Raw genomic sequence first — 22,822 nt, forward strand, 5'->3', positions numbered from 1 at the left:
AGACTTTAGGCGGCGCTTAATAAGGCCTCAGCCTTCCAGCCAGTCCGGCAAGCTGTCGGCCCCGATCATGTCGTCATAAGCGGGCCGAGGCCTGATGACATGGAAGGCGGCGTCCTTGACCAGCACTTCGGGAATGAGCGGGCGCGAATTGTACATGCCGGCCTGCACCGCGCCATAGGCGCCGGCCGAGCCGACAGCGAGGAGGTCGCCCGGCTTAGGTTCGGCCATTTCGCGATCCAGCGCCAGATAGTCACCGGTCTCGCAAACGGGGCCGACGACATCGGCGCGGATGCGCGGCGCGCTGGCGGCCGTGATCTCGACCGGCATGATCTCGTGCCAGGCCTCGTAGAGCGTGGGGCGGATCAGGTCGTTCATCGCCGCGTCGACGATGACGAAGGTCTTGTCGCCACCATCCTTCACATAGATCACTTCGGTGACGAGAATGCCGGCATTGCCGACGATCAGCCGGCCCGGCTCGGTGACGATCTTGCAGCCCAGGCCGCGCAGCTGGTTCTTGACCACCTTGGAATAGGCTTCGGGATTGGGCGGCGGGTTGTTGTCGAGCTTGTAGGGAATGCCGAGGCCGCCGCCGATATCGACATGCTCGATATGATGGCCGTCGGCGCGCAGCGTCTCGACCAGTTCGGCCAGCAACCGGAAGGCGTCGTCGAAGGGCTGGAGATCGGTGATCTGGCTGCCGATATGCATGTCGATGCCGGTCACCTCGATGCCGGCAAGCGTCGCAGCATGGGCGTAGACGGCGCGGGCGCGGTCATAGGAGATGCCGAACTTGTTTTCCTTTTTGCCCGTCGAGATCTTCGAATGGGTCTTGGCGTCGACGTCGGGATTGATGCGGAACGACACCGGCGCGCGCTTGCCCTTGGCGATGGCGCAGGCGTTCAGCGCTTCGAGTTCCGGCTCGCTTTCGACGTTGAAGCAATAGATGCCGGCGTCCAGGGCGAAATCCATCTCGCGCTTCTTCTTGCCGACGCCCGAAAACATGATGCGGTCGGCGGGAATGCCGGCGGCGAGCGCGCGGCGCAATTCGCCTTCAGACACCACATCGATGCCGGCGCCCATGCGGCCGATCGTCTTCAGCACCGCCTGGTTGGAATTGGCCTTCATCGCGTAGCAGACGAGCGAATCCACATCCGCAAAGGCTTCCTTGAACACCCGCACATGGCGCTCGAGGGTGGCGGTGGAATAGAGATAGAACGGCGTGCCGACGGCGGCGGCGATCTCGGGAACGGAGACATTCTCGGCGTAGAGAACGCCGTCCTTGTAGTCGAAATGGTTCACGGCGGAGAATCCGATCAGAGCAGGGGGTCGAGGATGAAGGGTCGGTCTTCGATCTTGGCTTTTTCGCCGGGTTTGGGCTTCTGCACAGGCTCGGTCTGACCGGGCGTTTCGAGATCGCCCTTGCGGCCGCAGCCGGACAGCGCCAGCCCGGCTGAAATCAACAGGGCAATCGAAAGAAAGCGGACTGAAAGGGTCTTCGACATCGCGGATCCTTGAAACTGACTGCCGTCCTGATTAGCGAAAAAACCGGCGGCGCGCATCTCTATAATCGTGATGCGCGCGCACGCTGGCGTGATGGTTCAGACCCGTTCGCGCCAAAGGGCGATCTGGCGGCGCACCTGGTCGGGCGCAGTGCCGCCATAGCTCTTGCGCGCGGCGACCGAGGCTTCGACGGTGACGACCTTGTAGACGTCCTCCGTCACGCCGGGATGGATAGCCTGCAATTCATCGAGCGAGAGATCGGATAGATCGCAGGCTTTGCTTTCCGCCAGAGCCACGGCGCGGCCGGTGACGTGATGGGCTTCGCGGAAAGGCAGGCCGACGGCCCGCACCAGCCAGTCGGCGAGGTCGGTGGCGGTGGAGAAGCCGGCGCCGGCGGCAGCCTTCATCTTGGTCACGTTCACCGTCATGTCGGCGACCATGCCGGTCATGGCGGCCAGCGCCAGCTCCAGGCTTTCGGCGGCGTCGAACACCTGTTCCTTGTCTTCCTGCATGTCCTTGGAATAAGCGAGCGGCAGGCCCTTCATCACCGTGAGAAGCGCGATCAGCGAACCGTTGATGCGGCCGGTCTTGGCCCGCACCAGTTCGGCGGCGTCGGGGTTCTTCTTTTGCGGCATGATCGAGGAGCCGGTCGAAAAGGCGTCCGACAGCCGGATGAAGCCGAATTGCGGCGTAGTCCATATGACGATTTCCTCGGCGAAACGCGACAGATGCGTGGCCGAGATGGCGGCGAGCGACAGGAATTCCAGCGCGAAATCGCGATCCGACACGGTGTCGATCGAATTGCGGGTCGGTTCCCGGAAGCCAAGCGCTTGCGCCGTCATGTGACGGTCGATCGGGTAGGGCGTTCCAGCCAGCGCGGCGGCGCCCAGCGGAGATTCGTCGAGCCGGGCGATGGCGTCGCGGACGCGCGAGCGATCGCGGCCGATCATCTCCACATAGGCCATGCAGTGATGGCCGAAGGTGACCGGCTGGGCGGTCTGCAGATGCGTGAAGCCCGGCATCACGGTGTCGGCATGCGCTTCGGCCTTGTCGAGAAAAGCCTTGATCAGGCCGGTCATCAGCGCTTCGGTCTTGATCAGTTCCGCCTTGACCCAGAGGCGGAAATCCACCGCCACCTGGTCGTTGCGCGAACGGCCGGTGTGCAGGCGGCCGGCGGCCGGGCCGATCAGTTCGGCCAGCCGCGATTCCACATTCATGTGGATGTCTTCAAGTTTGCGTGAGAAGACAAATTGTCCGCTTTCAATCTCGCCCTTGATCTGATTAAGCCCGACGATGATCTGGTCGCGATCGGCGTCCGTGATGATCTTTTGCGCCGCCAGCATGGTCGCATGGGCAATCGAGCCGGCGATGTCCTGGGCGTAGAGTTTCTTGTCGAAGCCGATCGAGGCGTTGATTTCCTCCATGATGGACGCCGGGCCCGCCGCGAAACGGCCGCCCCACATCTGGTTGGAGGAAGAATTCGAATTGCTCTCGGACATGACGCGCCTTGCCGTTTTTCAAGAGATGGACCCGATGAAGGACAAGAAGCCGACCCTCTTTCCCTCCACCAAACTCGTGGCGATCGCCGCCCTCGCGGGTCTCGTCGCCGGTGGTATCGCCGTTTACATGAAGGAAGCCTGCAATGGCAATGGCGCATCCGCCGCCGCGGCCAGCCAATGCGCTCCGGCGAAGGCGGTGGCCGCGCGTCTGCAACCGCTCGCCAAGGGTCAGGTCGCGGCCTTCATTCCGGCGAGCGACCCCACGCCGCTGTCTCTTCCCGTGCTGAAGGATGAGGCCGGCAAGGACGTGTCGATCGATAGCTACCGGCCCAAGGTTCAGCTCGTCAATCTCTGGGCGACCTGGTGCTTCCCCTGCCGCGAGGAAATGCCTGCCCTCAATGGTTTACAGAAATCCATGGGCGGCGACCGATTCCAGGTGACGACGATCAATCTCGACAATGGCGATGCGGCCAAACCTTTGGCCTTCCTCAAGGAAAACAACATCGACGCGCTGCCGCTGCATCACGACGCCAGCCTGTCGAGCTTCAACGCGCTCAAGAAGCTCGGCGTCGCCATGGGCCTGCCGGCCACGGTGCTGATCGACGGCCGGGGCTGCATGCTCGGCGCGATGAACGGCCCTGCCGCCTGGGACAGCGACGACGCCAAGGCCCTGATCAAGGGCGCCCTCGGCGAGGGCGCCTGAGCGGCGTCAACTCCAGACGAAGTCGCCTGTCGTCAGGTCGTCATAATCGACGCCGGTCAGCTGAATCACCATGTCGGTCGTCGCGTCGCCGTTGACATCGACATAGAGCTTGTCGCCGGTTTCGGAGAAATAGGCCTGCGAGTTGCTGGTGGCGCTGAATGATGTGGCGTTGCCGAGATAGTTGAAAGTCCCTGTCAGCAAGCCGGAGAAGACCAGATCGTCTGTGGCGGTGGTGAAGTCGGCGATCACGTCGGTTTTCGTCGACGTCGACTGGCTGGCGCTGGTGAAGATGAACTGATCCGTGCCGGTGCCGCCATAGACCGTGTTGAGGCCGAGACCCATGGTGATGGAGTCGTCGCCGGTGCCGAGTTCGATCTTGGAATAGTCGGAGGTGTCTTCGTCGAGCACGATGATGTTGGTATCAGCGCCCGCGACGATGTTTTCCACATTGGCGATCGTCGCTGTGCCTGACCCGGCGAAGGTCACGTAGTCGGTGCCGCCGGCGAGATCGATATAGCCGCCGGTATACTTCCCACTCAGCGTAATGGAATCGTCTTCAGAGGCGCTGATCACTGTTTCCACTGCGGTCAACGTGGCTGTTACGCCATCGGTGAATGTCACCGAATCGAGACCTACGCCGAGATTGATCGTACCGCCGGTCATGTCACCTTCCAGCCGCACGGTGTCGTTGACATTGCCGCCCGTGATAGTTTCGGCAAATTCGATCGTCAGCGTGTTCACGGCATTGTCGAGCGTGACAGAATCGTTGCCGCTGCCGAGTTCCAGCATGACGCCCTGCGCCGCGCCCGAGAAATAGATCATGTCGTTGCCCGCGCCGGCGGTGACGGTTTCTACGCCGGTCAGCGTGATCGTGTTGCTCCCGGAACCGAGTTGCAGCGTATCCACCGCAGATCCGAGGTTGAAATAGCCGGAATAGCTCGATGATCCCGCGTAGATGCTGTCGCTTTGGGCGCCGCCAATCACTGTCTCGGCGCCAATGATGGTCGCGGTGTTGCCGGCGGCGCTGTAGAGCGTCAGGGTATCGCTGCCGTCACCCAAGTTGACAGATGCGCCCGACAGGGCAGACTCAAAAACGATGATATCCTCTAGCGATCCGCCACTGACGGATTCGATATTGGCGAGGGTGGCCGTCACCCCAACATTAGACCATGTCAGGACGTCGTTGCCGGCGTCTAAGTCGATGTTGGCGATGGCGCTGCCCACAGTGATCGTTACTTTATCGATGTTGCTGGAGCCGTAAATGCTTTCGATCTGGCCCACCGACAGTGTGCCCCCCTGGTCGAAATACAGTTCGTCCTGGCCGTCGCCCAAAACGATCGAACCGCTTGTCCAGGCGCCGGACAGAAAGATGCTGTCTCCCTGGCTTCCGCCGCTGACGGTCTCGATGTTCTTGATGGTGATTGTGTTATCGAAATTGGCCAGGGTGACTTGGTCTGTTCCCGCGCTGAGGTCGAGGATGGCGCCGGTGACCTGATCGGTGAAGTAAATGACGTCGGAACCCGTGCCCCCAGTCACGGATTCGACCCCGATGATGGTCATTGTCGCGCCGGTGGCGTCGATTTTCACCGTGTCTGTTCCGGCGCCGAGATCGAGCGTTCCGCCGGCATAGGACCCGGTCAGGACGACTAGATCGTTCGCCGATCCGCCGGACACCGATTCCACGTTCTTCATGCTGATGGTGCTGCCGCCGGAATAGAGATAGACGGTGTCCGAACCGCCGGCGAGATCGATCTGGACAGCCCCGTTAGCGCCGAGATAGATGGCGTCCGAGCCTGAGCCGCCGGTGATGGTTTCGGCGTTCAACACAGTCAGCGAAGAGCCGGCGTCGTAAAGGGTTAGCTGATCCGATCCACCCGCCAAGTTATAATAGCCGCCGGTCACCGCGTTTCCGAGCGTCACCTTATCGTTGCCGCTGCCGCCATTGACTGTTTCCACATTGGAGAGGGTGACGGTTGTGTTTGCGGTTCCAAAATTGACCGTATCATCACCAGAGTCGAGATTGATGCTGAAGCCGGTGACTTCCCCTGCAAGCGTTAAGACGTCGGATTTGGTCTTTCCGACAATTGTTTCTACATTCGTCACGGTGAGCGTGTTGGTGAAATCCCCGAGCAAGAGCGTGTCGAGAGAATCGCCAAGGTCAACTTGCGCGCCGGTTACTTGTGTAGAGAATGTGACATTGTCAGACCCGCCGCCGCCAATGACCGACTCGACCTCGCTGATTTTGATCGTCGCGCCGGTGGCGTCGATCTTCACAGTGTCTGTCCCTGAACCGAGATTTAGGGTCGCCTCAGTGGATGACTCTGTCAGGACGACCATGTCGTTCCCGGATCCGCCCGACACCGTTTCTACGTTTTTGATGCTGATGGTGCTGCCGCCAGAATAGAGATAGACAATGTCAGATCCGCCGGCGAGGTCGATCTGGGCGGAGCCGTTGTCGCCGAGATAGATCGTGTCCACGCCTGATGCGCCATTGATGGTTTCGGTGTTCATCACAGTGAGCGTGGGTTTCGCGCCAGAAAGGGTCAGTTGATCCAACCCCGCCCCCAGGTCGTAGTATCCGTTGGTTACTTCTGTTCCAAGGGTCACAATATCGCTGCCGCCGCCGCCGTTGACTGTTTCCACATTGGAGAGGGTTACGGTGGTGTTGGCGCTTCCAAAATTGATCGTGTCATATCCCGAACCAAGATCGATCGTGAAGCCGGTGACGTCTCCTGCGAGCGTCAACACGTCGTTGGTGTTGCCGCCCACGATCGTTTCTGTATTCGTCGCGGTGAGGGTATTGAAGTAATTTCCGAGCGTGAGTTTATCGAGAGAATCGCCCAGGTCGACCTGCGCACCGGTGATCTGCTTAGAAAAGATAACGATGTCGGAGCCGCCGCCGCCAATGACCGATTCGACTCCGATGAGCGTCATTGTCGAGCCAGTGGCGTCGATTCTCATCGTGTCTGTTCCCGAACCGAGATCGAACGTGCCCCCGGCAGAGGACTGGATCAGAACGACCATATCGTCCCCTGCTCCGCCTGACACAGTTTCCACGTTCTGGATGCTGATGGTGCTGCCGCCAGAATAGAGATTGACGGTGTCCGTGCCGCCGGCGAGGTCGATCTGGACGGACCCGCTGGCGCCGAGATAAATGGTGTCCGTGTTCGAGCTGCCGATGATGGTTTCGGCGTTCAGAACCGTGAGCGTCGAGTTCGCAACCGTGAGGGTGAGCTGGTCAGATTCTCCTCCCATATCGTAATAGCCGCCCGTCACCTGACTTCCGACCGTCACCATGTCACTGCCGCTGCCGCCATTGACCGTTTCTACCCTATAGAGTGTGACGGTGGTGTCCGCGCTTCCGAAATTGACAGTGTCAAATCCCGCGCCCAAGTCGATGTTGAAGCCGGTGACGTCTCCGTCGAGCGTCAAGACGTCATTGGTGTTGCCGCCCAAGATCGATTCCGTGTTAGTCACGGTGAGCGTGTTGAAGAAGTTGGCCAGCGACAGCGTGTCCGTCGAATCGCCGAGGTCGACCTCAGCACCTGTGACCTGCTTGCTAAAAATGACGCTGTCGGAGGCAGTGCTTCCGGTTACGGTTTCCACCGATACCACCGTAATGGTAGCGCCTGAGGAATCGAAGATAACCTGGTCGAGGCCATCGCCGAGATTCATTTCCATGCCGGTCACGCTTGCGCCAAGAGTTATGACGTCGGAAACGCTCGATCCGGCGACCGACTCGACGTTGCTGATGGTGATGGTGTTCGCATCCGACGCCGAGGTCGCGCCGAGGGTCAGCACATCCTTGTCGCTGCCGCCGCTGATGGTCGCGCCGGTTGTGCTGTCAACCGTGTCCTCAGGGCTGCCCAGATCGATTTCACCGACGAATGCCGAGACGAGCGTGATCGTCTGGGTGTTTTCGTCGCCGACGATCGTTTCGGCGTTGCTGACGGAGGCGGTCGCCCGACCTATGATAATCAGGGCGTCGCTGCCGGCGCCGAGGTCGACGTCCATGACTTTCGATGTGTTGTTGACTGTGGTGATATCGGATTCGGCCGAACCGACGATCACTTCGGCGTTGCCAATGGTCAGGGTGGTGTCAGACGTCACCTGAGACAGGTCGATACGGTCCGAGCCGCTGCCGTCGCCGAGATCGATCGTTCCCGTGGTGTAATCGCCGGAGACATAGACCCTGTCGGCGGATCTACCGCCAACGATCGTCTCGACATTCACCATCGTCACCGTGTTGGCGAAACTGGCGAGCGTGACAATATCCAGCCCTGAGCCCAAGGTGACGAGTCCGCCGGTGACTTGGGTTTCGAATGTTACGCTGTTGTTGACGCTCGAGTCTTCCGCATTGACGTTTTCAACGTTGGACAATTCTATGGTCGCGCCCGTTTCGGAAAAATCCACCGTGTCTTCGCCGTCTCCGAGATCGATCGACAGGCCGCTCACGTTTGAAACAAGGTAGATCGTGTCGTCGCCTGCGTTGCCGATGATGGACTCGACATTTTCAACCGTCACCGTGTTGCCGGTCGACGCGGTCACCAGAGTGTCGACGCCGGCGTCGAGATCGACGCTGAATTCCCCATTCGTGGGCTGGGCGCCGAGAAAGACATAATCCGCCTGACTGCCGCCAAGAATGGTCTCTGTATTGGCGATCGTCAAAGAGTTTGCGGCGTCCGCCAGGGTGATCTGGTCATCGCCGTCGCCGAGATCGATCGTAGCCCGGGTCAGTTTGCCGGACACGGTGATCTCGTCGTCTTCCGAGCCGCCGATGACCGTTTCGATCGCAACGATCGTGATCGTATTGTCGAAATCCGCGAGCGTCAGCCGGTCATTGCCCGTGTAGAGATCGTATTTGCCGCCGGTCAACTGATCGAGCACCGTCACGTCGTCGGATTTCGTGTGCGCAGTGCCGCCGATGGTCTCAACGCCTTGAACGGAAACGGTGTTGTTGAACTTGCCCAGTTTCAGTGTATCGCCTTCGCCGCCGAGATCGATCGTCAAGCCTTTCGCTTGCGTGCCGAGCGTGACGACGTCCTTGGCGTCCTCGGCGCCGATAATGGTTTCGACATTGCGCAGGGAGATGGTCGAGCCGTCTTCGAACAGGGTGATCTTGTCGTCCCCCGCCTTCAGGTCGACCATCGTCACCGTCTTGTCCATCATATAGACGATGTCTGTGCTGGTGCCGCCATAGATGGTTTCGATGCTGAACAGCGAAACCGTGTTGCGGTAACTGTCGAGCGTCAAGACATCTTTCCCGGTGTCGAGGTCGATTTCGACGCCTTTGGCGGCTCCGCTCCAGACAATGTTGTCGACGCCGCTGCCGCCTACCACGGATTCTGCATTGGCGACGGTGATGGTGTTGGCGCTGCCCTTGAGGACCAGTTCGTCCGACGAGCCGGATCCGAGATCGTAGGACAGGCGTGTGGCTGATGTACTGAGGACAATGTAGTCGTTCGAGCTGCTCGCCGTGAGGGTCTCGACGCCCGCGATCGTCACGGTCGCGGCCTCGTCGAAGAAGAGCTTGTCTTTGCCCGAGCCCAGGTCGATGCGCCCGCCATCCACCTCAGTGGCGATGTAGACGATATCGTTCTTTGTTCCGCCCGTCACCGTCTCCGTGTTGGACACGGTGATCAGGTTGCCGTTGAAGTTGTCGAGATCGACATAGTCCTTTTCGCCGTCGCCGAGATTGATGACGACGCCATCGGCGAGCTGATCGAAAACGATCTTCTGAAGGCCGTCGCCGCCGTTGATCGTTTCGGTGTTGTAGACCGTGACTGTCGCGCTGTTGTCCTGCAACAGGAGTTTGTCGTCGCCGCCCGCGAGATTGATCGAGCCTTGAGTCAAGTCGGATTCGTAGCGAATGACGTCGCCGCCGCTTGAGCCGAGGATCGATTCGACATTACTGACATAGACGGTATTGCCGGCGCTTTTCAGAATTAGCGTGTCTCGACCGGACCCGAGATCGACGCTGTCGCCTGCAACCGAAGCCGTGACGACAATGGTGTCTGCAGACGAAGTGCCCGTGACGGTGCTGAGGTCTGACACGGTTTTTGTCGTCGTGCTGGCCATGCTCTGGCTCCTTCTCTCGATCGGAAACAACGCCCCACTATTGGCAATACCTGCCCAAAACGCCGGCAGGGGAACATGCGCCCTGATGTAAGGGGCTAAGCTTTAGTGGGGCTGATCGGTCCAGTTTCACATTTTGCAATGCATTCCGCCCATTGAAACACCTCTTCTCTTCCGTTAAGAGACCCGACGATTTCGCCGGGAAAAGGCGGAAGCCGCAAAATTTGGCGTGGCCGACCCGGCGCGCGAGATATGGAAAAGACTGGCATGGCGCGCATCGTGATGAAATTCGGCGGAACCTCCGTCGCGGATCTTGAACGCATCCACAACGTGGCGCGTCACGTCAAACGCGAGGTCGACGCGGGTCACGAAGTCGCCGTCGTCGTCTCCGCCATGTCCGGCAAGACCAACGAACTCGTCGGCTGGGTGCAGAACACGCCAAAAGTCGCCAAGGCGGATTCGCCTTTCTACGACGCGCGCGAGTATGACGCCGTCGTCGCTTCCGGCGAGCAGGTCACCTCGGGTCTTCTCGCGATCGCCCTGCAGTCGCTCGGCGTCAACGCCCGCTCCTGGCAGGGCTGGCAGATTCCGATCCGCACCGACAATGCCCATGGCGCGGCCCGAATCCTCGATATCGACGGCGCGGAGCTTATCCGCCGCATGCAGGACGGTCAGGTCGCCGTCGTCGCCGGTTTCCAGGGTCTCGGCCCCGACAACCGCATCGCCACGCTTGGCCGCGGCGGCTCCGACACGTCTGCGGTCGCCATCGCCGCCGCCGTTAAGGCGGATCGCTGCGATATCTACACCGATGTCGACGGCGTTTACACGACCGACCCGCGCATCGAACCCAAAGCGCGCCGCCTGAAGAAGGTGGTGTTCGAGGAAATGCTGGAAATGGCGTCGCTCGGCTCCAAGGTCCTGCAGGTCCGTTCCGTCGAACTCGCCATGGTTCACAAGGTCCGCACCTTCGTGCGCTCGTCTTTCGAAGACCCCGATGCGCCGGGCATGGGCGATCTTCTCAACCCGCCCGGAACGCTGATTTGTGATGAGGAAGAAATCGTGGAACAGGAAGTCGTAACTGGCATCGCCTTCGCCAAGGATGAAGCGCAGATTTCGCTCCGCCGTCTGGCCGACCGGCCGGGCGTGTCGGCCGCGATTTTCGGACCGCTCGCCGAAGCCCATATCAATGTCGACATGATCGTACAGAACATCTCTGAAGACGGCTCGCGCACCGACATGACCTTCACCGTGCCGACCGGCGATCTCGACAAGGCGTTGAAGGTGCTCGACGAGCAGAAGGACAAGGTCGGCTTCGACGTGATCCAGAGCGAATCGGGTCTTGTCAAAGTCTCGGTCATCGGCATCGGCATGCGCAGCCATGCGGGCGTCGCCGCCCAGGCTTTCTCCGCGCTCGCCGCCAAGGGCATCAATATCAAGGCGATCACGACGTCTGAAATCAAGATTTCAATCTTGATCGACGGAGCCTATGGAGAACTCGCGGTTCGCACTTTGCATTCGGCCTACGGACTGGATAAGAAGTAAGGCGATATGGGAAGCCGCAACAGAGCGATGATGTAACAATCTGCGGCGGCTTCTCTTCCTGATAGAGCAGTTCGGAAGGGCGCCTTCGTGATCAGAGACATGGCAGCTGGACCGCGTATCCTGCTCAGGCGCCTCCGGGAGCTTTCGGCGGAGCCGCTGGAGCCTCAGGACCGCCTCGACAGGATCGTCATGCAGATCGCCCGCAACATGGTTGCGGAGGTGTGCTCGGTCTATGTGCTGCGCGCCGACGGCGTGCTCGAACTCTACGCCACCGAAGGTCTGAACAAGGAATCGGTCCACCTTGCCCAGTTGAAGATGGGCGAGGGTCTGGTCGGCACGATCGCGGCCTCCGCTCAGCCTCTGAATCTATCCGACGCGCAGAGCCATCCGGCTTACGCCTATCTGCCTGAGACCGGCGAAGAACTGTTTCACTCCTTCCTCGGCGTGCCGATCCTGCGCGCCGGCCGCGCGCTGGGCGTTCTGGTCGTCCAGAACCGGGCGCAGCGCCATTATTCCGACGACGAGGTCGAGGCGCTCGAAACCGTGGCCATGGTCATGGCCGAGATGGTGGCGTCGGGAGAGCTGAAAAAACTCACCAAGCCCGGCCAGGAACTGGACCTCTCGCGCCCCGTGACGATCGAAGGCGACGCCTATGGCGACGGCATCGGTCTCGGCTATGTCGTGCTGCACGATCCGCGCGTGGTCGTCACCAATCTGCTCAATGAAGACGTCGATCTCGAACTGAACCGACTCGGCGAAGCCTTGGGGTCGCTGCGGATCAGCATCGACGACATGCTGTCGCGCCGCGAAGTGTCGATGGAGGGCGAACATCGCGCCGTGCTCGAAGCCTATCGCATGTTTGCGCATGATCGGGGCTGGGTGCGCAAGCTCGAGGAAGCGATCCGCAACGGCCTGACGGCGGAAGCCGCCGTCGAGCGGGTGCAGAGCGAAACCCGCGCCCGGATGATGCGGCTGACCGACCCCTATCTGCGCGAGCGGATGCATGATTTCGACGACCTCGCCAACCGTCTTCTGAGGCAGTTGGCCGGCTATGGCGCGCATGCAGCGGCGGCGGCCTTTCCGAACGACGCCATCATCGTCGCGCGCGCCATGGGCGCAGCAGAACTTCTCGATTATCCCCGCGCCAATGTTCGTGGCCTCGTGCTCGAGGAAGGCGCGGTGACCAGCCATGTCGTCATCGTCGCCAAGGCCATGGGCATTCCGGTGGTCGGTCAGGCCGAAGGCGCGGTGTCGCTCGCGGAAAAGGGCGACGCCATCATCATCGACGGCGAAGACGGCAAGGTGCATTTGCGTCCCGCCCAGGATGTCCAGAAAGCTTACGAAGAAAAGGTCCGTTTCCGGGCGCGCCGGCAGGAGCAGTTCCGGGCGTTGCGCGCGGTCGAATCCGCCACCCGCGACGGCTGCCGCATCAGCCTCAATATGAATGCCGGCCTGTTGGTCGATCTTCCGCAACTGTCTGAAGCCGGCGCTGAAGGCATTGGCCTGTTCCGAACCGAGTTGCAGTTCATGATCGCTTCCACCATGCCCAAAGGCGAGGAGCAGGAGGCCTTCTACCGCAATGTGATCAAGCAGGCGGGGGGGCGGCCCGTCACGTTCCGCACGCTCGATATCGGTTCGGATAAGGTGGTCCCCTATTTCCAGGCGATCAAGGAAGAAAACCCGGCGCTCGGCTGGCGCGCCGTGCGTCTTGCGCTGGATCGCCCGGGCCTGCTTCGCACTCAGTTGCGGGCGCTTCTGAAGGCTGCGGGCGGCGTCGAACTCAAAATCATGATCCCGATGGTTACCGAAGTGCAGGAATTGCGCGCCGTGCGTGCGCTTCTTCAGAAAGAGGTCCAGCATCTTTCCAAGTTCGGCCATCTCCTGCCGCGCAAGCTGCAGTTTGGGGCTATGCTGGAAGTGCCGTCTTTGCTGTGGCAGCTCGATGAACTCATGATGGAGACCGATTTCATTTCGGTCGGTTCCAATGATCTCTTCCAGTTCGCCATGGCTGTCGATCGTGGCAACGCCCGTGTGTCCGACCGGTTCGACATTCTGGAGCGTCCGTTTCTCAGGATCCTGCGCGACATCGTCCGGGCCGGCGTTCGTAACAACACGCCGGTGACGCTTTGCGGCGAAATGGCAGGCAAACCGCTGTCGGCCATGGCTTTGCTGGGCTTGGGTTTCCGGTCGATCTCCATGTCGCCGGCCTCCATCGGGCCGGTGAAGGCCATGCTGCTTGGGCTCGATGCAGGGGCGTTGGGGCGGATGATGGACGAGGCGCTCGACGAGAAAACGCCGAAGGCGCCGATGCGTGAACTGCTGAAGCGCTTCGCCGAAGACCACAATATTCCGCTCTGACGGTAAAGATCCTTGGCCACGCTTCCCCTCGACAAGATGAAAGAACTCGAACGCCGTTATGCGGAGGTCGAGGCGCGCATGGGCGAAGGCCCTGCGGCGGACGTCTATATCAAGCTCGCCGGCGAGTATTCGGAGTTGCAGCCCATCGTGGCCAAGATCTCCACCTATATGAAGGCTGAAGAAGAGCTGCGCGGGCTGCGCGCGATCCTGAACGACAGCGGCATGGATCGCGACATGCGCGATCTCGCCGAACTCGAGCTGCCCGATCTGCAGGACAGGATCGAGCAGCTTGAGAAGGATCTTCTCATCGCGCTCCTGCCCAAGGACGCCGCCGACGAGAAGAACGCCATTCTCGAAATCCGCGCTGGCACCGGCGGCAACGAGGCGGCGCTGTTCGCCGGCGATCTTTTCCGCATGTATGAGCGCTATGCCTCCGCCCATGGCTGGAAGGTCGAAGTCCTCTCCGAAAGCGAAGGTGAAGCCGGAGGCTACAAGGAAATCATCGCCGAAATCTCCGGGCGGGGCGTTTTCTCCAAGCTGAAATTCGAATCCGGGGTGCATCGCGTGCAGCGCGTTCCGGCGACCGAATCGCAGGGGCGTATTCACACGTCAGCCGCCACGGTCGCCGTTTTGCCCGAGGCCGAGGAAATCGACATCGAGATCCGCCAGGAGGATATTCGCATCGACACGATGCGCGCGTCGGGCGCGGGCGGGCAGCATGTCAACACCACCGATTCCGCCGTGCGCGTCACCCATATCCCGACCGGCATCGTCGTCACCAGTTCGGAAAAATCGCAGCACCAGAACCGTGCCAAAGCCATGCAGGTGCTGCGATCCCGGTTGCTCGACATGGAGCGCCAGCGCGCCGACAGCGCGCGGTCGGCGGATCGCCGCAGCCAGGTGGGCTCGGGCGACAGGTCTGAACGCATCCGCACCTATAATTTCCCGCAGGGACGGCTGACCGATCACCGCATCAATCTGACCCTCTATTCGCTTGACCGGGTGATGCAGGGCGAAATCGGCGACGTTATCGACGCGCTGATCGCGGATTTCCAGGCCTCGGAACTCGCCCGTCTGGGAGAAGGCGGCGCTCCGTGACCACCACGCTCGGCGAGATCATGGCCCGTTTTCGCCGCGCTCTCCAGGACGGCGGCGTCGAAGACGCGGCCGCCGAAACCCGCATTATCATCGGCGGCATGCTGGATCTCGATCGGGCTGCGATGGTGGCGAGACCCGAACGTCCTGTCAGCAACGAAGACGAGGCTCGGCTCGACGCTATGCTGAAGCGCAGGCTTGCCGGCGAGCCGCCGCACCGCATTCTCGGTCGGCGCGAATTTTTCGGCCGCGAATTTCGCCTGAGCGATGCGACGCTCGAGCCGCGGCCGGACACCGAGATCCTTGTGGAGGCCGTGCTGGAGCGCCTGCAGACCCGGCGCGATGAGCCGCTCTCGATCGTCGACCTCGGCACGGGCACCGGCGCCATCCTGCTGTCTCTTCTCGCCGAATTGCCCCTCGCCAAAGGGGTTGCCGTCGATCTTTCCGATGAGGCGCTGGCCACGGCGCGCGACAACGCCGAGGCATTGGGTCTGCTCGACCGTTTCGAGATGCGCCAAGGCTCCTGGTTCGAGCCGCTCGAGGGGCTTCACTTCGACGTCATCGTCTCCAACCCGCCCTATATTCCCTCTTCGGTCATTCCTACACTGGATGTCGAAGTGCGGGAACACGATCCGATGCTGGCGCTGGATGGCGGCGAGGATGGTCTCGACGCCTATCGGGCGATCGCGGCCGGCGCCGGCGCGCAACTTGCGGCCTCCGGTTTCGTGGCGGTGGAAACAGGCTTCGATCAGAGAGAGAGCGTCGAAAATATCTTCCGCGTCCAAGGATTTATCTTGCTGGAGGCGCGTCGTGACTATGGCGGCAATGACAGGGTGCAGGTTTTTTCCAGGCCTTGATCAGTCTCGCCGGCCTTCCCCAAGGGAATATTGAGTTTCACCCTAAGAAAGTGCTTGGAATCCTTCGGAAAGCGGTCTAGGGTCGCCTTATGCACCGGGCGGCATCAGCTGGATCAGCGATTCGATAAAAGATTGCCGGGCTTTGGGGTTTCTCAAAACAAACGTCCTGACATATCGGGTCCGGTGCTGGGCTCTGGATTTTTGGAATAGATTCCGGGATCAGCGGCGTCCGTGGACGTGATCGCGACAGCGAGGCGCGAAGGCTGCGCTCTCAACGCCGATGCGGCGCGTCCGAGCGCAATGGAAACAGACATTTCGGGTGAATGATTTATGAGGCCTGGACAGCAGAAGCAGCGCAGCCGCGGCCGCAGCAGCGGCGGCAACAACAATAACAACAATAACAATAACAACAACAATAACCGCAAGGGCCAGAACCCGCTCACCAGAACCTATGACAGTTCCGGCCCAGACGTGAAGGTTCGCGGCACGGCGCAGACGATTGCCGAGAAATACATGACTCTCGCGCGCGACGCGGCGAGTTCCGGCGACCGCGTCATGGCGGAAAACTATCTCCAGCACGCTGAGCACTACAACCGCATCATCGCGGCGGCTCAGGCCATGTATCAGGAGCGCTATCAGCGCGATGATCGTTTCGAGCAGGGCCAGGAGCGTCAGGATTATTCCGAGCGCGACGAGGACGAAGGAGATTCCCAGGCGGAATCGGCTGCTCCGGTCGAGGCCGCGCACCAGCCTCAACCTCATGCGCAGCCTCAGGTCCAGCCGCAATCTCAGCCTCAGCCGCAACCGAGGCAGTCTTCGCGCCATTCGCATCCCAAGCCGCAACCTCAGCCGCAGCCGGTCATCGACGAAAGCACGCCGCAGCCGGTGATCGAAGGCGTTCCCGCCGAGGTGCAGATTGAGACCGAAGCCGCCCAGCAGGATGCAACGCCGGCGACCGAAAAGGCGCCGCGCCGTCGTAGCGCCAGCCGCCCCCGCCGGACCCCGCGCGCCGCCGCCAATGCCGAGAGCGGCGAGGCTGCTCCAGAGCCTGTTTCGGCCGAGTAAACGCAAGCTGTACAAACAGAAAGCCGCGCCCGATCCAGTCGGGCGCGGCTTTTTTCATGGAGTGTCGTCGGATCAGGCCGCAAGCGCTTCCTGGTCGTGGAACATCTTGGCGAGGTTCAGGAAGCAGATCATGCCGTTTTCGCGGGCGATGATGCCGTCGGTATAGGCCTTGTCGAAGGAGGTGGTGATTTCCGGAGCCGGCTGAACTTCGGAGCTCTTGATGGTCAGGATGTCGGAAACGCGATCCACCAGCATGCCGATGATCATGTTGCGCACTTCGGTCACGACGATGGCGCTGCGCTCATTGGCGGCTGCGCTCGGCAGGCCGAGCTTGCGGGCGAGGTCGATGATCGGGATCACGGTGCCGCGCAGGTTCATCACGCCGATCACATCCTTGGGGGAGTGCGGGATCGGCGTCGACGGCGCCCAGCCGCGAATTTCGCGGATGGTCGTGGTCTTCACGCAGAACTCCTGATCGTGCAGGCGGAAAGCGATGATCTCGATCGTGTCGGATTCGAAGATCGCGGTGGACTGCGGTGTCGCCATGCTCAAAACTCCTCCCAGCTGTCTGCGGACTGGGCAATAGCGGCATTGCCGTGAGTGGCGAATGCCCGGTTGACTCTTTGCGGCTTAGCCCGCTGCGGCGTCGCCGTGGCGGCCGGGGCCGCTGGCGGCAAAGAGGCCCGCTGCTGCGTGGCGCCGGTTTTGAAAGTCGCGAGCAACGCGTTGAGCGCGCTCACTTCCCTGGCAAGACCGTGGCTCGCTGCGGTGGATTCCTCGACCATGGCGGCGTTTTTCTGGGTGCCTTGATCCATGGTTATCACGGCTTCGTTAATTTCCTTTAAACCAGTCGCCTGTTCGCGCGCCGATTCAACGATCGCAAGAATATTCCGGTCGATATCCTGCACCTGACCGACGATTTCGGTCAGCACCTCGCCCGTTTGTCCCACCAAGCCGACGCCGCCCTTGACCTGTTCCGAGGAGGTGTTGATCAGCGTCTTGATCTCCTTGGCGGCATTGGCGGAGCGTTGCGCGAGTTCGCGGACTTCCTGGGCCACGACGGCGAAGCCCTTGCCCGCTTCGCCGGCGCGGGCGGCTTCCACCCCCGCATTCAACGCCAGCAGGTTGGTCTGAAATGCGATATCGTCGATCACGCCGATGATGCTGGAGATCTCCCGGGACGATGTCTCGATCGCGCCCATCGCCTTGATCGCCTGCTGGACGACGGAACCGGATTTCTCAGCGTTCTCCTTGGTGCGGCTCACCAGTCTACTGGCCTCTTCGGCGCGCTTGCTGGAATCGGCGACCGTGGTGGTGATCTGTTCGAGGGCGGCGGCGGTTTCTTCCACAGAGGCCGCCTGTTGTTCTGTGCGGCGGGAGAGATCGTCGGCCGCCGCGCGAATCTCGTTTGCGCCTGCGCCGATGGCGTGAGCGTTGTTGCTGATGTCGTCCATGGCTCTGCGCAAGCGGTCGATGGAGTTGTTGAAATCCGCCTGCACTTTCGCGAGGTTTTCCGGGAATTCCACCGTCAGCGACTGGTCGAGATTGCCCTCTGCGAGTTCACGCAGGCCTTTCGCCAGCGCTTCGACGGCATTGACGCGCATCGTCACGTCGGTGGCGAACTTCACCACCTTCACCACCCGTCCATAGGGATCGAGGATAGGGTTGTAGCTCGCCTGGATATAGACCGTGCGCCCGCCCTTGCCGATCCGCTTGAATTCATCTGCCTTGAATTTGCCGGCCGCAAGATCGCTCCAGAAATGCCGGTAATCGTCCGATCGCACATAGTCCGCGTCGCAAAACATCGAGTGATGTTTTCCGGCGATCTCCGACAGTGAATAGCCGAGCGTCGCCAAGAAATTCTCGTTGGCGGTAATGACGTCTCCCGACGGCGTGAACTCAATCACCGCCTGGATGCGGGATATGCTGTCGAGTTTGCCGGCGTCCTCGATCGCTTGATGTTTGCGCTCGGTGATATCGGTGGCGATCTTGACCACCTTGCGGACCTTGCCCCCTGAAATGACCGGATTGTACGACGCAGCGATCCAGACTTCGCGTTTGTCCTTGCCAAAGCGCAGATATTCGCGAGCGTCGAATTCGCCGCGCCGGAGCTTGTTCCAGAATTCGGCATATGCTGGGCTGGCCGCTTCAGCGGGATCGACGAACATTCGGTGATGCTTGCCCTTGATTTCGTCGAGCCTGTAGCCCACCGCCCGACAGAAATTCTCATTGGCGGTCAGGATTTCGCCCTCAACCGAGAATTCGATAATGGCTTGAGATTTATGGAACGCGGCCAAAACTGTTCCGGCGTCGCCGCCAAGATTGAACGATATCATTGTTTATTCGCCTTTTTGCGCCGAGGTTTCTCGGCTGAACTCCAGTGATGTGGAACGAAGCTGGGGCTTTCGGGTCAAAACCGAGAGAAACAGCAATGCGATAATCGAGGCATCCGGCCTAGATGCGAACGAAACGGCGACCCGTTCGGCCCCCGCGCTATTTCATCCACCTTGCACTATGAGATTTAAGAAAAAAATTTAATAAAAGATTATTGTTTGCTAATGGAGGTCGGATTTTGAGTAAAACTGATCAAAAAAACTTCAGGCGCCGCAAATTTTTGCAATAAGAGATTGAAAAAAATCCCGGGTAAAATCCCCGGGATTGAAAGTTGAACCGTCGATCTCAGTAGACCACGACACGCGTGCGGTGACGATAGCGGCGCGGGCAATCGTCGATATAGCGACGGCCCCACTGGTCGCGATAGTAGCACTGGCCCGGTTGTGCCGCCACGGCTCCAAGTACGCCGCCGATCGCCGCGCCCACAGCCGCGCCGCGCACGTCGTTCGACACGATGCCGCCGATTACGGCGCCGGACGCCGCGCCGACGGCTGCGCCTTTTTCAGTTTGGGTGCAGCCGGCCACCGTCAGGCCCGCCACCACAATTGCGATTGCTTTATACATGAGTGCCTCCGAAAGTTTGCCGGCCATCCGGCAACATCAAGCTTTACAGCCGGAACGAACGCCCGTTTCGCGAATCCGGCGTGGTATCGCTAGAAGCTAAAAAAGCTCAAATTGCGACTTCGTTCCAGCCGTCTGCGCAAATATTTCTATCTTCTTTCGAACCGGGCAGGCTGTTCCCGAAGGCACTGTCTCATTCATGCGCCACTTTGCGCATTCGCGCGGCGGGGTTGCGATGATGTTGCTTGATGAACGACAGGAAGCTGGCACACTCGCCGGAGGGTCCAACCCTTGGGAGGAAGTAAATGACAAAGGTAACCTTGACGGTGAACGGGCGGCGCGTGTCCGCTGAGTGCGACGACCGCACCCTTCTCGTGAATTTCATACGCGACAAGCTGGCTCTCACTGGCACGCATGTCGGCTGCGACACCACCCAATGCGGCGCCTGCGTCGTGCATATGGACGGCAAGTCGGTCAAGAGCTGTTCCATCCTGGCCGTCCAGGCAAATGGTTCGGAGATCATCACGATCGAAGGCGTCGCCGCCGATGGCGAATTGCATCCGGTGCAGGCAGCGTTCAAGGAAAACCACGGCCTGCAATGCGGCTTCTGCACGCCGGGGATGGTGATGACCTCGATCGACATGATCCGCCGTCATGGCGGTCAACTCGACGAAGCCACCGTGCGGCATGAGCTCGAAGGCAATATCTGTCGCTGCACCGGCTACCACAACATCGTCAAATCGGTGTTGTCGGCGGCCGCCGACATGAACGCCAAGCAAGCCGCCGAATAAGATTCAGTCTCTCGGGAGGAGAAACCGATGGGTATCGAAGGAATTGGCGCGCGCGTGGCGCGCAAGGAAGACAAGCGCTTCCTCACCGGCAAGGGCCGTTATACCGACGACATGAGCGTGCCGGGCATGAAATACGCCATCTTCGTGCGCAGTCCGCATGCGCATGCGAAGATCGCCGGCATCGACATTTCCGCCGCCAAAGACATGCCGGGCGTGATCGGTGTGCTGACTGGCAAACAATTGCAGGAGGACGGCATCGGCAATCTCATCTGCGGGTGGATGATCCATTCCAAGGATGGCTCGCCGATGAAGATGGGCGCATGGCGGCCGATCGCTTATGATACGGTCCGCTATGTCGGCGACGCCGTCGCCGTGGTGGTTGCAGACAGCGTGGCCGAAGCGCGCGACGCCGCCGAACAGGTGGTGGTCGATTACGATGTGCTCGACGCCGTCGTCTCGCCACTCGACGCGCTTCAGAGCCGCGCTCCGCAGATCCATCCGGAAGCGCCGGGCAATCTGATCTTCGACTGGGAGATCGGCGACAGTTCGGCGACTGACGCGGCCATCGCCCGCGCCGCCCATGTCACCGAAATCGAGATCCACAACAACCGGCTGTCGCCCAATCCGATGGAGCCGCGCGCCGCCCTCGGCATCTATGACGAGGCCGAGGACCATTTCACCTGCTACACCACCTCGCAGAATCCGCATGTGGCGCGGCTGGTGATGAGCGCCTTCTACAATGTCGCGCCGGAAAACAAGCTGCGCGTCATCGCCCCCGATGTCGGCGGCGGCTTTGGCTCGAAGATCTATATCTATCCCGAGGAGATCGTCTGTCTCTGGGCCTCCAAGAAGACCGGCGTGCCGGTGAAATGGACGTCGGATCGCACCGAAGCCTTCCTCACCGACGCGCATGGCCGCGACCATGTCTCCAAGGTCAAGATGGCGTTTGACGCTGACAACAATGTCATCGGCCTCAAGGTCGACACAGTCGCCAATCTCGGCGCCTATATGTCGCTGTTCTCCTCGGCGGTGCCGACCTATCTTTATGCGACGTTGCTGTCGGGCCAGTACGCCATTCCGGCGATCCACTGCAATGTGCGGACGGTCTACACCAACACCGCGCCCGTCGACGCCTATCGCGGCGCGGGACGCCCCGAGGCGACCTATCTGCTCGAACGGACGATGGAAACGGCGGCGCGCGAACTCGGCGTCTCGCCCGCCGAACTGCGCAAGCAGAACTTCATCCGCAGCTTCCCCTATCAGACGCCTGTCATCATGAACTACGACGCCGGCGACTATGAGGCGTCGCTCGTCGCCGCCATGCAGGCGGCGGACTGGGACGGGTTTGCCGCCCGCAAGGCGGAGGCCAAAGGGCGCGGCAAGCTGCGCGGCATCGGCATGAGCTGTTACATCGAGGCCTGCGGCATCGCGCCCTCGCAGGCGGTGGGTTCGCTCGGCGCCGGCGTCGGCCTGTGGGAATCGGCGGAAGTGCGGGTCAATGCGGTGGGCACGATCGAGGTGCTGACCGGTTCTCACAGTCATGGCCAGGGCCATGAGACCACTTTTGCGCAGCTGGTCGCCGATCGTCTCGGCGTGCCGATCGCCAGCGTCAACATCGTCCATGGCGACACCGACAAGGTGCAGATGGGCATGGGCACCTATGGCTCGCGCTCCGGCGCCGTCGGCATGTCGGCGATCGTCAAAGCGCTCGACAAGGTCGAGGCCAAGGCCAAGAAGATCGCCGCGCATCTGATGGAGGCCGACGAGGCCGATATCCAGATCGAGAACGGCGAGCTGGTGGTCGCCGGCACCGACAAGAAGCTGCCCTGGTTCCAGGTGGCGCTCGCGGCCTATACCGCGCATAATCTGCCGTCCGGCATGGAGCCGGGCTTGAAAGAAAGCGCCTTCTACGATCCGTCCAACTTCACCTTCCCGGCCGGCTGCTACATCGCCGAGGTCGAGGTCGATCCGGAAACCGGCAAGACCGAGATCTGCCAGTTCGTGGCCGCCGACGATTTCGGCAACATCATCAATCCGATGATCGTCGAGGGCCAGGTGCATGGCGGCATCGCCCAGGGCGTGGGCCAGGCGCTGCTCGAAGGCGTCATCTATGATGAGACCGGCCAGTTGCTGACGGCGAGCTACATGGATTACGCCATGCCGCGCGCCGACGACCTGCCGTCCTTCAAAGTGTCGCATCAGAACACGCCCTGCCCGGGCAATCCTCTGGGCATCAAGGGTTGCGGGGAGGCCGGCGCCATCGGCTCGCCGCCGGCGCTGATCAACGCCATCACCGACGCCATCGGCAATAACGCCCTCACCATGCCCGCCACGCCTGAAAAGGTGTGGTCGCTCGCCAACGCCTGACCCGGGGAGGAACCA

15 protein-coding genes are annotated in these 22,822 nt (G+C 61.1%); 8 read left to right on the forward strand and 7 right to left on the reverse strand.

Translation table 11 applies throughout. The annotated features are described in order from the left end of the window. Positions 1–27: 27 nt before the first annotated feature. The 3 genes from lysA to argH form a co-directional block, all read right to left on the reverse strand. Positions 28–1,299 carry a diaminopimelate decarboxylase gene (lysA, locus tag E8Q41_RS19195; RefSeq protein WP_137157161.1) on the reverse strand — a complete coding sequence of 424 codons (1,272 nt, stop codon included), beginning with the start codon at positions 1,297–1,299 and terminating at the stop codon, positions 28–30. A gap of 14 nt (positions 1,300–1,313) precedes the next feature. Then, positions 1,314–1,502, reverse strand: coding sequence for a lipoprotein (locus tag E8Q41_RS19200; RefSeq protein ID WP_137157162.1), 189 nt, complete (start codon positions 1,500–1,502; stop codon positions 1,314–1,316). 96 nt (positions 1,503–1,598) lie between these two features. After that, positions 1,599–2,999, reverse strand: a complete 1,401-nt coding sequence (argH, locus tag E8Q41_RS19205; RefSeq protein ID WP_137157163.1) for an argininosuccinate lyase — start codon at positions 2,997–2,999, stop codon at positions 1,599–1,601. A gap of 34 nt (positions 3,000–3,033) precedes the next feature. On the opposite strand from argH, the gene E8Q41_RS19210 reads away from it, so the two are divergent. Then, positions 3,034–3,702 carry a TlpA disulfide reductase family protein gene (locus E8Q41_RS19210; protein ID WP_137157164.1) on the forward strand — a complete coding sequence of 223 codons (669 nt, stop codon included), beginning with the start codon at positions 3,034–3,036 and terminating at the stop codon, positions 3,700–3,702. 6 nt (positions 3,703–3,708) lie between these two features. On the opposite strand, the gene E8Q41_RS19215 is transcribed toward E8Q41_RS19210, so the two are convergent. After that, a complete protein-coding gene (locus E8Q41_RS19215; RefSeq protein WP_137157165.1) occupies positions 3,709–9,780 on the reverse strand; it encodes a calcium-binding protein in 6,072 nt (2,023 codons plus the stop codon). 264 nt (positions 9,781–10,044) lie between these two features. Between E8Q41_RS19215 and E8Q41_RS19220 the strand changes: the two genes are divergently transcribed. The 5 genes from E8Q41_RS19220 (at position 10,045) to E8Q41_RS19240 (ending at position 16,694) form a co-directional block, all read left to right on the forward strand. After that, positions 10,045–11,319 (forward strand): aspartate kinase, encoded by a 1,275-nt coding sequence (locus tag E8Q41_RS19220; protein WP_137157166.1) that lies wholly within the window; start codon positions 10,045–10,047, stop codon positions 11,317–11,319. A 90-nt stretch (positions 11,320–11,409) separates the two neighbouring features. Further along, a complete protein-coding gene (gene ptsP / locus E8Q41_RS19225) occupies positions 11,410–13,677 on the forward strand; it encodes a phosphoenolpyruvate--protein phosphotransferase (protein WP_137157338.1) in 2,268 nt (755 codons plus the stop codon). 12 nt (positions 13,678–13,689) lie between these two features. After that, positions 13,690–14,775: a peptide chain release factor 1 gene (prfA, locus tag E8Q41_RS19230; RefSeq protein WP_137157167.1), complete on the forward strand. Its 1,086-nt coding sequence runs from the start codon at positions 13,690–13,692 to the stop codon at positions 14,773–14,775. Then, positions 14,772–15,629 carry a peptide chain release factor N(5)-glutamine methyltransferase gene (gene prmC / locus E8Q41_RS19235; protein WP_137157168.1) on the forward strand — a complete coding sequence of 286 codons (858 nt, stop codon included), beginning with the start codon at positions 14,772–14,774 and terminating at the stop codon, positions 15,627–15,629. Before prfA ends, prmC begins: the two co-directional genes overlap by 4 nt. A gap of 330 nt (positions 15,630–15,959) precedes the next feature. Continuing rightward, positions 15,960–16,694 carry a DUF4167 domain-containing protein gene (locus E8Q41_RS19240; protein WP_137157169.1) on the forward strand — a complete coding sequence of 245 codons (735 nt, stop codon included), beginning with the start codon at positions 15,960–15,962 and terminating at the stop codon, positions 16,692–16,694. A gap of 72 nt (positions 16,695–16,766) precedes the next feature. On the opposite strand, the gene E8Q41_RS19245 is transcribed toward E8Q41_RS19240, so the two are convergent. The 3 genes from E8Q41_RS19245 to E8Q41_RS19255 all read right to left on the reverse strand — a co-directional run bounded on the left by E8Q41_RS19245 (position 16,767) and on the right by E8Q41_RS19255 (position 19,652). Then, the gene (locus tag E8Q41_RS19245; RefSeq protein ID WP_137157170.1) at positions 16,767–17,240 is read right to left on the reverse strand and encodes a chemotaxis protein CheW; all 474 of its coding nucleotides are present in this window, start codon (positions 17,238–17,240) and stop codon (positions 16,767–16,769) included. A gap of 2 nt (positions 17,241–17,242) precedes the next feature. After that, positions 17,243–19,030, reverse strand: a complete 1,788-nt coding sequence (locus E8Q41_RS19250; RefSeq protein WP_137157171.1) for a PAS domain-containing methyl-accepting chemotaxis protein — start codon at positions 19,028–19,030, stop codon at positions 17,243–17,245. A 343-nt stretch (positions 19,031–19,373) separates the two neighbouring features. Next, positions 19,374–19,652, reverse strand: a complete 279-nt coding sequence (locus tag E8Q41_RS19255; protein ID WP_137157172.1) for a YMGG-like glycine zipper-containing protein — start codon at positions 19,650–19,652, stop codon at positions 19,374–19,376. A 302-nt stretch (positions 19,653–19,954) separates the two neighbouring features. Here E8Q41_RS19255 and E8Q41_RS19260 point away from each other — a divergent pair, with 302 nt between their 5' ends. Together E8Q41_RS19260 and E8Q41_RS19265 are read left to right on the forward strand one after the other, a co-directional pair. After that, positions 19,955–20,440, forward strand: coding sequence for a (2Fe-2S)-binding protein (locus E8Q41_RS19260; RefSeq protein ID WP_137157173.1), 486 nt, complete (start codon positions 19,955–19,957; stop codon positions 20,438–20,440). 27 nt (positions 20,441–20,467) lie between these two features. Further along, entirely contained in the window at positions 20,468–22,807 is a 2,340-nt protein-coding gene (locus E8Q41_RS19265; RefSeq protein WP_137157174.1) for a xanthine dehydrogenase family protein molybdopterin-binding subunit, read from the forward strand. Positions 22,808–22,822 lie beyond the last annotated feature (15 nt).

Source organism: Rhizobium sp. FKL33, from assembly GCF_005222915.1.
Classification (GTDB): Bacteria; Pseudomonadota; Alphaproteobacteria; order Rhizobiales; family Rhizobiaceae; genus Rhizobium_E.